Source organism: Nocardioides jiangsuensis (assembly GCF_019679455.1).
GTDB lineage: Bacteria > Actinomycetota > Actinomycetes > Propionibacteriales > Nocardioidaceae > Nocardioides_C > Nocardioides_C jiangsuensis.
The window spans coordinates 1,405,493-1,418,160 of the sequence record NZ_JAIEZQ010000001.1; the positions used below are offsets into that span (position 1 = coordinate 1,405,493).

Annotated in this window: 12 protein-coding genes; 8 read left to right on the top strand and 4 right to left on the bottom strand. The window is 72.4% G+C overall.

The window, feature by feature from the left end:
• Nucleotides 1-7: 7 nt before the first annotated feature.
• Nucleotides 8-979 (bottom strand): spore coat protein, encoded by a 972-nt coding sequence (locus tag K1X13_RS06665; RefSeq protein ID WP_225914535.1) that lies wholly within the window; start codon nt 977-979, stop codon nt 8-10.
• Between the two features lie 148 nt (nt 980-1,127).
• Here K1X13_RS06665 and pseB point away from each other — a divergent pair, with 148 nt between their 5' ends.
• The 3 genes from pseB to K1X13_RS06680 are packed head-to-tail and all read left to right on the top strand — an operon-like array spanning nt 1,128 to nt 3,966.
• On the top strand, nt 1,128-2,111 hold the full coding sequence (gene pseB / locus K1X13_RS06670; RefSeq protein WP_221024168.1) for a UDP-N-acetylglucosamine 4,6-dehydratase (inverting): 984 nt from the start codon (nt 1,128-1,130) through the stop codon (nt 2,109-2,111).
• Nucleotides 2,112-2,113: 2 nt separating this feature from the next.
• Nucleotides 2,114-3,238: a DegT/DnrJ/EryC1/StrS family aminotransferase gene (locus K1X13_RS06675; RefSeq protein ID WP_221024169.1), complete on the top strand. Its 1,125-nt coding sequence runs from the start codon at nt 2,114-2,116 to the stop codon at nt 3,236-3,238.
• Entirely contained in the window at nt 3,238-3,966 is a 729-nt protein-coding gene (locus tag K1X13_RS06680; RefSeq protein ID WP_221024170.1) for a cytidylyltransferase domain-containing protein, read from the top strand. Before K1X13_RS06675 ends, K1X13_RS06680 begins: the two co-directional genes overlap by 1 nt.
• A 42-nt stretch (nt 3,967-4,008) precedes the next feature.
• Here K1X13_RS06680 and K1X13_RS06685 read toward each other — a convergent pair whose 3' ends face one another.
• The gene (locus tag K1X13_RS06685) at nt 4,009-5,226 is read right to left on the bottom strand and encodes an NADH-quinone oxidoreductase subunit D (RefSeq protein ID WP_308249432.1); all 1,218 of its coding nucleotides are present in this window, start codon (nt 5,224-5,226) and stop codon (nt 4,009-4,011) included.
• Nucleotides 5,227-5,261: 35 nt separating this feature from the next.
• Here K1X13_RS06685 and K1X13_RS06690 point away from each other — a divergent pair, with 35 nt between their 5' ends.
• Both K1X13_RS06690 and K1X13_RS06695 read left to right on the top strand, forming a co-directional pair.
• Complete coding sequence (locus K1X13_RS06690; protein WP_221024171.1) at nt 5,262-5,750, top strand: PH domain-containing protein; 489 nt, start codon at nt 5,262-5,264, stop codon at nt 5,748-5,750.
• Complete coding sequence (locus K1X13_RS06695) at nt 5,747-7,150, top strand: PH domain-containing protein (RefSeq protein ID WP_221024172.1); 1,404 nt, start codon at nt 5,747-5,749, stop codon at nt 7,148-7,150. The genes K1X13_RS06690 and K1X13_RS06695 overlap by 4 nt, the downstream gene beginning before the upstream one ends.
• On the opposite strand, the gene K1X13_RS06700 is transcribed toward K1X13_RS06695, so the two are convergent.
• Nucleotides 7,122-9,182, bottom strand: a complete 2,061-nt coding sequence (locus K1X13_RS06700; RefSeq protein ID WP_221024173.1) for an acyltransferase family protein — start codon at nt 9,180-9,182, stop codon at nt 7,122-7,124. The genes K1X13_RS06695 and K1X13_RS06700 overlap by 29 nt on opposite strands.
• A gap of 94 nt (nt 9,183-9,276) precedes the next feature.
• Nucleotides 9,277-10,281 (bottom strand): SAM-dependent methyltransferase, encoded by a 1,005-nt coding sequence (locus tag K1X13_RS06705; protein WP_225914536.1) that lies wholly within the window; start codon nt 10,279-10,281, stop codon nt 9,277-9,279.
• A gap of 163 nt (nt 10,282-10,444) precedes the next feature.
• Between K1X13_RS06705 and K1X13_RS06710 the strand changes: the two genes are divergently transcribed.
• The 3 genes from K1X13_RS06710 to panD are packed head-to-tail and all read left to right on the top strand — an operon-like array spanning nt 10,445 to nt 12,668.
• Nucleotides 10,445-11,332, top strand: coding sequence for a Rossmann-like and DUF2520 domain-containing protein (locus K1X13_RS06710; protein WP_221024174.1), 888 nt, complete (start codon nt 10,445-10,447; stop codon nt 11,330-11,332).
• A complete protein-coding gene (gene panC, locus K1X13_RS06715; protein WP_221024175.1) occupies nt 11,329-12,243 on the top strand; it encodes a pantoate--beta-alanine ligase in 915 nt (304 codons plus the stop codon). Before K1X13_RS06710 ends, panC begins: the two co-directional genes overlap by 4 nt.
• The gene (gene panD / locus K1X13_RS06720) at nt 12,243-12,668 is read left to right on the top strand and encodes an aspartate 1-decarboxylase (RefSeq protein ID WP_221024176.1); all 426 of its coding nucleotides are present in this window, start codon (nt 12,243-12,245) and stop codon (nt 12,666-12,668) included. The genes panC and panD overlap by 1 nt, the downstream gene beginning before the upstream one ends.

Below are 12,668 nucleotides of genomic sequence, written 5' to 3' on the forward strand. Positions count from 1 at the left end.
TGCCCGGTCAGCGGGCAACGAGGGCGAGGAGCCGGTCGGCGACCCGGGCCCTGCCGCGTCCGTCGACCCTGGCCCACGCGGCGGAGGCGAGAGCTGCGCGCTGGGACGGGTCGCGGAGGAGGCCGCGCAGAGTGTCGTGGGCTGCGACCGCCCCCTCGCCGCGCAGCTCGGCCAGCGAGCCGAGGCCCGCAGCGAGCCTGCCGGACACCAACCGCTGGTAGCTGACGGTCTGGTTGTCGGCGACCCGCACGAGAGCGGTGGCCGCGCCGAGCGCCAGAAGCTCCCAGGTCGAGGAGCCGGCGGCGCTGACCACGAGGTCCGCTCCGACGACGAGCTCAGGCAGCCGGTCGGTCGGCGTGATCGCGTCGATGCTCTGCCCGGAGGCCAGCGGGATGGCGCTGACCTCGTCGAGCAGGTCGGAGCGGGTCACCACGGTCGCCACGAACGGCAGGCCGGTCCGCGCGAGCGCGCACGCGACGACCGGTGCCGCGCCGTACGCGTCGGTCCCGCCGAAGACCGCCATCACGGAGGGGACCGACGCCGTGGTCGCCGCCGGCGGCGCCGAGGGCCGCCGCAGCACGACGTCGTCGCGCAGGAGGGCGTAGCTCAGCCCCGCCAGCCGCTCGCTGCCGACCGGCAGCTCGACCGGGTCTTCCTCGGCGCCGATGTTCTGGTCGAGCAGGAGGTCGGCCTCGGCGCCGCGCAGCTGGTTGTCGACGAGGGCGAGCGTGGGCATCCCCGTCGCCCGCACGCCCCGGTAGACCGCACCGGGCAGCACATAGGAGTCGAACACGACGGCCGCGACGCCCTCGGCCCCGAAGAGCTCGACGTGGGCCTCGGCGGAGTCGACGGACGGGAGCAGCGCGAAGCCCCGGGTGCGGATCTGCTCGCGTGCCCACGGGACGGAGTGGGCGTCACAGACGAACACGACCTCGCAGCCCCTCGACGAGAGCTCCTCGGCCAGCGCCAGGCTGCGCATGACATGGCCGACACCGACGGTCGGCCCCACGTCACAGCGGACGGCAATCCTGGGTGCCAAGGGGCTCCTCGCCTGTCGGATCGGATCAGGGCGACCGTTACGATACTCGCGCCCGACGACACGTCACTCTCCAGCTAGGCGGACATGCATGAGCGTTCTGCAGGAATCCGACATTCTCGTCACGGGCGGAACCGGATCCTTCGGCAAGGCGTTCGTCCGCTACGCCCTCGAGAACCTGAACCCGCGCCGGCTGATCATCTTCAGCCGCGACGAGCTGAAGCAGTACGAGGTCAGGCAGCTCTTCAACGACGACAGGCGCCTGCGCTGGTTCATCGGGGACGTCCGTGACGAGCAGCGCCTGCTGCGCGCCATGCACAACGTGGACTACGTCGTGCACGCCGCCGCCCTCAAGCAGGTCGACACCGCGGAGTACAACCCGTTCGAGTTCGTCAAGACCAACGTGATGGGCTCCCAGAACGTCATCGAGGCCGCCATCGACACGGGCGTGAAGAAGGTCGTGGCGCTGTCGACGGACAAGGCATCGAGCCCGATCAACCTCTACGGCGCGACCAAGCTGACCGCCGACAAGCTCTTCGTCTCGGGGAACCACTACGCCGCGGCCTACGAGAGCCGGTTCTCGGTGGTGCGCTACGGCAACGTGATGGGCAGCCGCGGCTCGGTCATCCCGTTCTTCCGGAGCCTCGCCGAGGCGGGTCAGTCCCTGCCGATCACGGACCTGCGCTGCACGCGCTTCTTCATCACGCTCCCGCAGGCGGTGAAGTTCGTCGTCGACTCCTTCGACATGATGCAGGGTGGCGAGCTGTACGTGCCGCGCATCCCGTCGATGAAGATCACCGACCTTGCCCAGGCGATCGCACCGGGTGCGGCGATGCACGACGTCGGCCTGCGCCCCGGCGAGAAGCTGCACGAGGAGATGATCTCCCCCGAGGAGGGCCGTCGGGCCCTGCGCGTCGGGGAGCGTTACGTCCTCCAGCCCGACCTCGGCACGTGGGGGTACGAGCCACCGGCCGACGGGAAGCTGATGGAGCCGGGCTTCGCCTACCGCTCGGACAGCAATGACGAATGGTTCACGCGCGACGACATCACCCGGATCCTCGAGCAGGACATCTGACCGTGCTGCCCTACGGGCGTCAGTCCGTCTCCGAGGAAGACGTCGCCGCCGTCACGGCGGTGCTGTCCGGCGACTGGTTGACCACCGGACCCCATGTCGCCGAGTTCGAGTCCGCGATCTCGGCGATGGTCGGCGGGCACCGGGCGGTGAGCTGCACCAGCGGCACGGCCGCGCTCCACATCGCCTACGCGGCGCTCGGCCTCGGGCCGGGTGACGAGGTGGTCACGACGCCCATGACCTTCGTGGCGACCGCGAGCACGGCGTCGCTCCTCGGCGCCACGATCGTCTTCGCCGACGTCGAGGAGGACACGGCGCTCATCGACCCGGGAGCGGTGTCGGCTCTCGTGGGCGACCGGACCCGGGTCGTCGCCGCCGTGGACTATGCAGGGCACCCGTGCGACTACGACCGGCTGAACGAGCTCGCCGCCGGCGTCGGTGCGGTCACCCTCGCCGACGCTGCCCACTCCGTGGGGGGTACGTCGCACGGCAGGCCGGTCGGGGACCTCGCCGACATCACCACGATGTCGTTCTTCCCGACCAAGAACCTCACCACCGGTGAGGGCGGAGCGGTCGTGGCAAAGGACCCCGCGCTGGCACAGCGCGCAGCGGAGTTCCACAACATCGGCCTGATCCGTGACCCCGACCGCTTCGAGATCACCGACCAGGGTCCCTGGCACCAGGAAGTCCACGAGCTCGGGCTCAACTACCGGCTGACCGACATCGGGTCGGCCCTGGGGCTCAGCCAGCTGCGCCGGCTCCAGCAGTTCAAGCAGCGGCGCGCGGAGATCAAGGACCGTTACGACCAGGCGCTCGACGGAGTTGCCGGGGTGCGCGTGCCCGTGCGGCGCGACGACGTCGACCCCGCCTGGCACCTCTACCCGCTGCGGGTCCTCGACGGTCGCCGACGCGAGGTCTTCGAGAAGATGCGCGCGGCAGGGATCGGGGTACAGGTCAACTACCTCCCGGTCTACTGGCACCCTGTCTACGCGCGGATGGGCTACCGGCGCGGCATGTGTCCCCACGCCGAGGCGTTCTACGCCGAGGAGCTCTCGCTGCCGATGTTCCCCGACCTCACCGACACGCAGGTCGACCACGTCGTCGAGCAGCTGGTCGAGGCGCTGCACTGATGCGGGTCGGGATCATCACCCAGGCGCGGACGACGAGCACGCGGCTCCCGCGCAAGGTGTTGATGACCGCGGGGGGCCGCACGATGCTCGACCATCACCTCGACCGCCTCACCCGCAGCGGCCTGCCGGTCTACGTTGCCACGACCACCAACGCCACCGACGACGACATCGTCTCGCTGGCGGCAGGACGGGGGCTGCCGGTTCACCGGGGCAGCGAGCACGACGTGCTCTCCCGGTTCAGTGGCTGCGCTGCTGAGCACCACCTCGACATCGTCGTACGGGTCACGTCCGACTGCCCACTGATCGACGGCGCCCTGATCGCCTCCGCGGTGGAGGACTTCGTGGCCGCCGACGACCCGTGGCTGTACCTGTCGAACTCGCTCGAGAGGACGTTCCCCCGCGGCTTCGACTTCGAGGTGTTCAGCGCCGAGGCGCTCTTCGATGCTCAGGAGCACGCCTCGGAGGAGGTCGAGCGTGAGCACGTGACGCCCTATCTCTACGCCAACCGGACCGGGCGGATGCACCTGCGGAACACGGCCTGGCCCGAGGACAAGTCGGCCTACCGAGTCACCCTGGACACCGCAGACGACTTCGAGCTGCTCCGCCGGCTCATCGAGGAGCACCAGGCGCACACCCTGTCCTGTGCCCAGATCATCGAGGTGCTCGACGCCCACCCCCGTCTCGCCGCCATCAACGAGCACGTCGAGCAGAAGAAGCTCGGCCGGTAACCACGCTGCGGCCCAGCAGTATCCGGCCGCCAGGCCGGGGTGCTACTTGTCGATGTCGCCGACGACGAAGAACATCGAGCCGAGGATCGCCACCATGTCCGCGACGACGCAGCCGGTGAGGACCTCCGGAAGCACCGCGATGTTGTTGAACGACGCGCTGCGCAGCTTCATGCGCCACGGGGTCTTCTCGCCCCGGGAGACGAGGTAGTAGCCGTTGATGCCGAGCGGGTTCTCGGTCCAGGCGTACGTCGACCCCTCCGGGGCCTTGAGGATCTTCGGCAGCCGCACGTTGATCGGCCCCCGGTCGAGCGAGCGGAGCCGGTCGAGGCAGGCCTCCACGATGTCGAGCGAGACCTGCACCTGGTCCAGCAGCAGCCCGAACCGCGCGTAGCAGTCACCCTCCGCGCGCAGCGACAGCCGCATCACGCCATCGGCGACGAGCTCGTCGTAGGCGAGGTACGGCTCGTCGCGCCGGAGGTCGAAGTCCACCCCGGAGGCCCGCGAGATCGGTCCCGAGACGCCGTACGCGTCGATCAGCTCGCGGGAGAGGATCCCGACGTTCTGGGTGCGGGCCTGGAAGATCTCGTTGCCGAAGATCAGGTCCTCGATCTGCGGCAGCCGGGAGCGGACCGCCGTGACCGCCTGCCCGCACCGGTCGAGCCAGCCGGCCGGCAGATCCTCCTTGAGCCCGCCGACCCGGTTGAACATGTAGTGCATCCGGCCGCCGGAGAGCTCCTCCATCACCGCCTGGATCGTCTCGCGCTCCCGGAAGGCGTAGAACATCGGCGTGATCGCGCCGAGCTCGATCGGGTAGGAGCCCATGAACATCAGGTGGTTCAGCACCCGGTTCAGCTCGGCGAGCAGGGTCCGCAGCCACACCGCCCGCGCGGGCACCTCCATGCCCAGCATCCGCTCGACGGCGAGCACCACGCCGAGCTCGTTGGAGAACGCCGAGAGCCAGTCGTGCCGGTTGGCGAGCACGATGATCTGCCGGTAGTCGCGCACCTCGAACAGCTTCTCGACGCCGCGGTGCATGTACCCGACGACGGGTTCGCACGCCACGATGCGCTCGCCGTCGAGGGTGAGCCGGAGCCGCAGGACGCCGTGCGTCGCGGGGTGCTGGGGGCCGATGTTGAGGACCATGTCCTGGGTGGCCATCCCGGGGCCGCCACCACGCTCGTGGTCGCCGAACCCGGCCGCACCCGCACCCACGCCGACCACGATCTGCTCGGGGCGTTTCATCGGTCTGCGCTCAGTCACGGGGCCCATCGTCCCACGGCGTCTAGGCTCGACGCGTGAACGATCTCTTCGCCCCGCCGGGCAACGAGTGGCGCCCCGTCTCCCCGCAGCTCGGCCGGATGCGGCGTACCGTCCTGGCCGTCCTCGTGGCGGTCGCCGTGGTGGTGTCGCTGACGGCCGGGCTCGTCCTCGGCCTGCTCGGCTGGTTCGGCAGCCTCGCCGCGCTCTGGCTGGTGCTCGGCGCGGCCGGCTGGGTGGTGATCGGCCGCAATGCCCGGTCGTGGGGGTACGCCGAGCGGGACGAGGACCTGTTCATCAAGCACGGCGCGCTGTTCCGCGAGCTGGTCGCGGTGCCGTACGGGCGGATGCAGTTCGTGGACATCACCTCCGGCCCGGTCGAGCAGCTCTACGGGGTCGCGACCGTGCACCTGCACACCGCGAGCGCCAGCTCGAACGCCCGGATCCCCGGCCTCCCGGCCGCGGAGGCGGCCCGGCTCCGCGACCGGCTGACCCAGCTCGGTGAGGCGCAGGCGGCCGGCCTGTGACCGACCGCCCCTTCCGGAGGCTCTCGCCGCTGACCCCGGTGGTGCGCGGCTTCATCGTGGTGGTCGCGGCCGGGACGACGGTGCTGCGCGACGTGACCCGCGGTGACCTCGGGCCGGCCGCGGTCCTGCTCGGGATGCTGCTCGTCGGCGGCGGCGTGTTCGGGATCGCGTCGTGGTACCGCACCAAGTTCTGGATCGAGGCCGACGAGCTCCGGGTGGACACCGGGGTGATCAGCCGGCAGTCCCGGAGGATCCGGATCGACCGGCTCCAGGGCATCGATATCGTGCAGCCGTTCGTGGCGCGGCTGTTCGGGCTCGCCGAGCTGCGCATGGACGTCGCGGGGGGTCACGCCCGGGAGGGGTCGCTGGCCTTCCTCCCGCTCGGCGAGGCCCGCGAGCTCAAGGACCTCCTGCTCACCCACCGCGACGAGGTCCGGGCGCGTACGGCGCCGCCGGAGGCACGGCTCGCGGTGGAAGGGCCGGCGCCCACGGCGGAGGGGGCGACCCCGACCCCGCAGAGCGCCCCGGTGGCCGCCGTACCCGCTCCGCCGGGGCCCGAGCGGGTCCTCGCCCGGGTCGACCTCGGCACCCTGATGCTCAGCACCCTGCTGTCCGTCGAGACGATCGTGCTCGTGGTCCTCGGGACCGGCCTCCTGGCGGTGTTCGTGGCGAGCGGGGAGTGGCTCGGCGCCTCAGCGGTGGCACCGCTGCTCGCCGGCCTCGGGGTCGTCCTGTTCAAGCGGGTCTCGGGCAACTACGGGTTCACCGTGTCGGAGACCCCGGCCGGCCTCCAGGTGCGCCGGGGCCTGTTCGACCTCACCGCGCAGACCATCACCGTCGCCCGGATCCAGGGGCTCGTGGTCACCGAGCCGCTGCTGTGGCGGTGGCTGGGCTGGTCCCGCCTGGACGTCTCGATCGCGGGCTACGGCGACTCCTCCGAGGACGAGGGGCCGGCGCCGTCGACGGTGCTGCCGGTGGGGCAGCGCGCGGCCGTGGCCTTCCTGGCGCGCCACGTGCTGGCCGGGGACGAGGTCGCGCAGGCCACGCTGCACCCGGCACCGCGGGGGGCGCGGTGGGCGGCCCCGGTGGGCTGGCGGTACATGGCGGCCGGCGCGACGGACCGGCTGGTCGTCTCGCGCGAGGGGTGGCTGACCCGACGTACGCACGCCGCCCCGCACGCCCGCGTGCAGTCCGTCCGGGTGACCCAGGGGCCGTGGCAGCGCCGGCTCGGCCTGGCCGACCTGCACCTCGACAGCCCGCCCGGGCCCACCCGGGTGCGCGCCCGCAACCGGGTCGCGGCCGAGACCCGGGAGTGGTTCGATGTGGAGGTGCGGGTGAGCCGGGAGGCCCGGCGCCGCCTGGGCAGGCCGGCTAGCCCTTCAGTGCCCCCGTCGCCCTGAGCGCGGACCAGACCTCGCGGCGGAAGTGCGTGGCGATCGTGGTCGTGAAGTGGTTCCGGTTCTTCCAGACCACGATGCCGTCGACCACCGGCAGGCAGCGGGGAGCGCCCACGCAGATGATCGGGTTCACGTCGAGGGTGAACACGTCCGCCGAGCGTTCCGAGGCGATCCGGTAGTAGGCGTCGCTCACCGGCGTCTCGGCAGGCACGGGCACCTCGCACTGGTCGAGCCGGGTCGCGGTGGCCAGACAGTCCAGCGGGTCCATCCCGGGGGTGCCCAGCATGCTGGTGACCACCAGGGCCCGCCGGCCCTGGGAGGTGATCGTGTCGAGGGTCTCGGTGGTGGCCGCGAAGTTCAGCTCCGAGAGCGTCTCGTCCGACCCGCCGTCGCGCACCAGGTTCCCCGCCCACTCCGCCTCGTCGTCACGTGGGAGCGTGGCCAGGACGACCAGGTCCGGGTCGAGCACGGGCAGGGCCTCGTCGTACCACTCCGCGCGCAGCGACCGGCACTTCCGCTGGTTCTCCAGCGGCTGGGTCACGTTGACCAGCCCGGCCTGCCAGGAGCAGGCGGGCATCACGTTGAGGGACAGGGTCAGGTCGTGCTCCTGCGCGAGCTTGATGAACATCGGTCCGAGCATCCGCGCCTGGCTGTCACCGACGAGGGTGATGTGGGGGCCGTCGCCGCGCACCACGACGCAGTCCTGCGGCCGCTCGACGGAGCAGGGCGGCATCGGGCCGGTGTCGTCGAGCACCGCACGCCAGTCGATGGCGGGGACCGGCGCCCGGCGCTCACGGTCGGTCGGTCCGACCGTCGTGGAGGCCGGGGTGGCGGTTGCCGTCCCGCCCGGGGTCGACCCCGGTGCCCAGCTGACCGCGGCCGCCTGCACCAGGCGTGGCTTCCGGTCGCTCTCGAGGACCACGGGGACCACGGCGGTCGCCACGAGGGCGCTGGCGGCCACGCCGGCCACGACCGTGCTCCAGGTGTACCGGCGCAGGTGGCTCACCGTGCGGATCGGCATCTCGAACAGCTCGTAGGAGAGGACCGCCAGGCCGGTGCTCAGCACCGCTGAGATCACCGCCAGGACCGCCGGTCGGACCGCGAGCACCTCCTGGAGGACCAGGATCACCGGCCAGTGCCAGAGGTAGGTCCCGTAGGAGACCTTGCCCAGGTAGACCGGCGTGCGGCCGGAGAGCCGGCGGCTCAGCCAGCCGTCGTCGGACAGCATCAGGCCGGCGACCAGGACGGCCGAGGCGAGCGTCGCGCCGACCCCGCGCCACGACGGGCTCAGCTCGACCGCGCCGCTGCCCAGCAGGAGCAGCCCGGCGAGGCCGGCGAGTGCGCCCGTGCCGGCGAGCGCGGACCCCGGCCGCCTGGCCAGGCCGCGCAGGGTCACCGCGAGGAGCGCGCCCGCGAGCAGCTGGTACAGCCGGGCGTCGGTGCCGTAGTAGGCCCGGTTCGGGTCCACCCCCGCCCAGGCGAGCTGGCTCGCCAGCGACAGGGCGAGCAGGCCGGCCAGCGCGGCGGCGGTGGCACCGGCCCAGCGGCGGGAGGCCCGGACGAGCAGGAGCAGCAGGACCGGGAAGACGACATAGAACTGCTCCTCGATCGCCAGCGACCAGAAGTGCAGGAAGGGGCTCTCGTCGACCCCGGTGGCGAAGTAGTCGTTCTGCTGGGAGAGGAAGTTCCAGTTCGCCACGTAGAGCAGCGCGCTCTGCGCGTCGGTGACCAGCGGGACGCGGCGCACCAGCGACGTGGTGAGCAGGAACATCAAGCTGGTGGCGACCACGACCACCACCGCGGCGGGCAGCAGCCGGCGGACCCGTCGGGCGTAGAAGCGTCCCAGCGACAGCCGCCCGGTGCTGTCGAGCTCACTCAGGATCACGTTCGAGACGAGGAAGCCGGAGAGCACGAAGAACAGGTCCACCCCGATGAAGCCACCGCCGACCGACGCGAGGCCGCAGTGGAAGAGCAGCACGAGGTAGACGGCGACGGAGCGCAGCCCGTCGAGGGCAGGGCGATAGGACCAGGGCACGAGCAGAGAGAATGGAGCAGGACCTGGCCCGATGTGTCCTTTTTGCGAAGTCTGCCGGGATCGGCAACAGTGCGCCGCCGAGCCTCCGGGAGGGTCAGGCGTCGAAGGGCTGCGGCACCCCGGCCGCGGACACCATCCACCAGAATCCGCCGAGCCCGGTCTCCTCGGTCAGCTCCGCGGCCTCGCCGGCGCGCGAGAGCGACGCGACGTAGCCGGCCGGGTCGGTGCCGGCCAGCGCGAGGTCGGGGCGCCGCCCGGAGACCCCGAGGGCGCGCAGCGCGTCGGCCTGCCGGAGCAGCCGGGCGTCCGTCCGCCCGGCCACCGAGTCCACCGCGACGTGGGCGGTGACGTCGCGCGACCCGTCCGGGAGCACGTCCACCTCCGTCCCGCGCAGGTAGGAGCGGAGCGAACCGTACGGCGGCCGGTCCGGCGCGGTGTGGCCGTAGTCCACCGCCACCGCGAGCCCGTGCCGCACCCGTCGTACGACGTCGGCCCAGGCGGCGTCCCGGGTGGTGCCGACCTCCGCGCGGGCACCCGGCTCCCGCGAGCCCAGGGGCCACCACTGCTCGCACCAGGCCGCGAGCGACGCCGGCACGGAACGGTCCGCCAGGGAGGCGCCGAGGCTCTCCGCGCCGGTGGCCGGGTCGACGTGCACCACGCGCGGGACGCCCCTCGGGTCGACCTCGACCACGTGGCAGGGGATGTTGTCGAGCCACTCGTTGGCCACCATCAGCCCGTCCACGGACTCGGGCAGCGCCGGCGTCCAGTCCACCGCCGCGGGCAGCTCCTCGGGGCGTCGGGCGACCTCGACCCCGAGCAGGGTCAGCGACGGGTCGATCCGGTGCATCTCGGCGAGCAGCTCGCCGCGGCCGGCGCCCACGTCGACGACCGTGTCCAGGCCGGCCCGGCGGACCAGCTCGACCAGCGAGGCGGCGAACAGCGGGGAGGCGTGCACGGAGGTGCGGAAGTGCGCCGACGGCGACTCGCGGCGGAAGAAGCCCGCCGGACCGTAGAGCGCCGCGTCCCAGGCGTTCTTCCACGCCGGGTCCGAGGTCGGCGGCGGCATGGCGGGCATCCCGAGGGACGTCAGGCTGGTCATGCGGTCAGGTTAACCGGGGCAGCCCTGCGGGTATGTGCTGTGACGGAGCCCACGCGAGAGCCGGGTTCCGGCCCCCCTGGCGCGAGCGTACGCTCGTCCTGCACGAGCCCAGCAGAACGTCCGGTACCCCGAAGGCAGGGGACTGGAACGAAAGGTGAGTTCGATGACCCGTATCGGGGTTGTTGGTGCCGGTCGTGTCGGCGCCGTCCTCGCGGCCGCACTGCGCGCCGCAGGCCACGAGATCGTGGCCGCCGCCGGTGAGTCATCGGCCTCGCGTACCCGCATCGAGACGCTGCTCCCCGGCGTCCCCGTGCTCAAGCCGACCGCCGTCGCCCGCGCGTGCGACCTGCTGCTGCTCACGGTCCCCGACGACATGCTCGACAACGTCGTGAACATGCTCAGCGCCAGCGGCGCGATCCGGCGCGGCCAGTACGTCGCGCACACCTCGGGTCGGCACGGCCTCGCCGTGCTCGGACCGGCCGCCGACCGGGGCGCCCACGTGCTGGCCCTGCACCCGGCCATGACGTTCACCGGCACCGACGTCGACCTGGCCCGCCTGGACGGGTGCGTCTTCGGGGTCACCGCCCCCACCGACACCCGGGAGCTCGTCGAGACCCTGGTCGCCGACCTCGGCGGCGTGCCGATGTGGGTACCCGAGGAGCGGCGCACCCTCTACCACGCCGGCCTCGCCCACGGTGCCAACCACCTCGTCACCCTCGTCGCCCAGGCGATGGACCTGCTCCGCGCCTCGGGCGCCGAGGACCCCGCGGCGACGCTGCGCCCGCTGCTCACCGCGGCCCTCGACAACGTCCTCTCCTACGGCGACGCGGCGCTGACCGGGCCCATCGTGCGCGGCGACGTCAACACCGTCCGGGCCCACCTCGTCGACATCGCCACCAGCTCGCCGTCGACGCTCGAGTCGTACGTCGCCATGGCGCGGGCCACCGCGAACCGGGCGGTCCTCGACGGTCGGCTGCTGCCGATCCGCGCCGCGAAGCTCGTCGGCATCCTCAACGACGCGCTCACCGAGCACCGACGGGCCCACGCGTGACCGCCTTCCCCCAGGCCGGTCCCCGCCGGCCGGTCGTCGCGGAGACCCGCGCCGAGCTCGGCGAGGCCCTCGCCGCCGTCCGCGCCCGCGGCGGGAAGGTGGCGTTCGTGCCCACCATGGGCGCGCTGCACGAGGGTCACGCGACGCTGGTCCGCGAGGCCGCCTCCCGGACCGGCGGCACCGACGCGGTCGTGGTGTCGATCTTCGTCAACCCGATGCAGTTCGGTCCCCACGAGGACCTCGACCGATACCCGCGGACCTTCGACACCGACCTCGAGGTGTGCGCCGCCGAGGGGGTCGACGTGGTCTTCGCGCCGTCCGTCGACGAGGTCTACCCGGGCGGCGAGCCGCAGGTGACCGTCGAGCCCGGACCGCTCGCGGAGGTGCTCGAGGGCCGGACCCGGCCCACGCACTTCCGGGGCGTGCTCACCGTGGTCGCCAAGCTCTTCGGCCTGGTCCGCCCCGACCTGGCGTTCTTCGGCCAGAAGGACTACCAGCAGCTGGTGCTGATCCGCCGGATGGTGGCCGACCTGTGCATGGGCATCGACGTCGTCGGGGTCGAGACGGTGCGCGAGCACGACGGGCTCGCCCTGTCCTCGCGCAACCGCTACCTCGACGAGGAGCAGCGCGTCCTCGCGCTCGGCCTCGTGCGGGCCCTCCGCGCCGGCGCCGAGGCAGGGGCCGGCGGCCCCGCGCACGCGCTGGCGGCGGCGCGCGCCGTACTCCAGGACTCGCCCGGGGTCGCCCTGGACTACCTCGAGCTGACCGCGCCCGACCTGGGCCCGGCGCCGGACGAGGGGGAGGCCCGGCTGCTCATCGCGGCCCGGGTCGGCAGCACACGCCTCATCGACAACACGCCCCTGTGCCTGGGGCGCGCTGGGCACCACCACGAACGAGCAGGGAGCAGCTGATGTTGCGCACCATGATGAAGAGCAAGATCCACCGCGCGACGGTGACGCAGGCAGACCTGCACTACGTCGGGTCGGTGACCGTCGACGAGGACCTCCTCGACGCCGCCGACCTGCTGCCCGGCGAGCTCGTGCACATCGTCGACATCACCAACGGCGCCCGCCTGGAGACCTACACGATCGCCGGCGAGCGCGGCTCGGGCGTGATCGGCATCAACGGGGCCGCCGCGCGCCTGGTGCAGCCCGGCGACCTGGTCATCCTCATCGCCTACGGGCAGATGGAGACCGCCGAGGCGCGCGACTTCGTGCCCAGCGTGGTCTTCGTCGACGCCGACAACCGGGTGGTCCGCACCGGCACCGACCCGGCCGAGGCGCTGCCCGGCACCGGCCTGCTCCGCGGAGACCTCACCTACTCCGGCGCCCGGTGA

Excerpts from the sequence above, each read along its gene's own strand:
- pseB (WP_221024168.1), top strand. The coding sequence starts at position 1,128 with ATGAGCGTTCTGCAGGAATCCGACATTCTCGTCACGGGCGGAACCGGA.
- K1X13_RS06680 (WP_221024170.1), top strand. The coding sequence starts at position 3,238 with ATGCGGGTCGGGATCATCACCCAGGCGCGGACGACGAGCACGCGGCTC.
- K1X13_RS06705 (WP_225914536.1), bottom strand. The coding sequence starts at position 10,281 with ATGACCAGCCTGACGTCCCTCGGGATGCCCGCCATGCCGCCGCCGACC.
- K1X13_RS06665 (WP_225914535.1), bottom strand. The coding sequence starts at position 979 with ATGCGCAGCCTGGCGCTGGCCGAGGAGCTCTCGTCGAGGGGCTGCGAG.
- K1X13_RS06710 (WP_221024174.1), top strand. The coding sequence starts at position 10,445 with ATGACCCGTATCGGGGTTGTTGGTGCCGGTCGTGTCGGCGCCGTCCTC.
- panD (WP_221024176.1), top strand. The coding sequence starts at position 12,243 with ATGTTGCGCACCATGATGAAGAGCAAGATCCACCGCGCGACGGTGACG.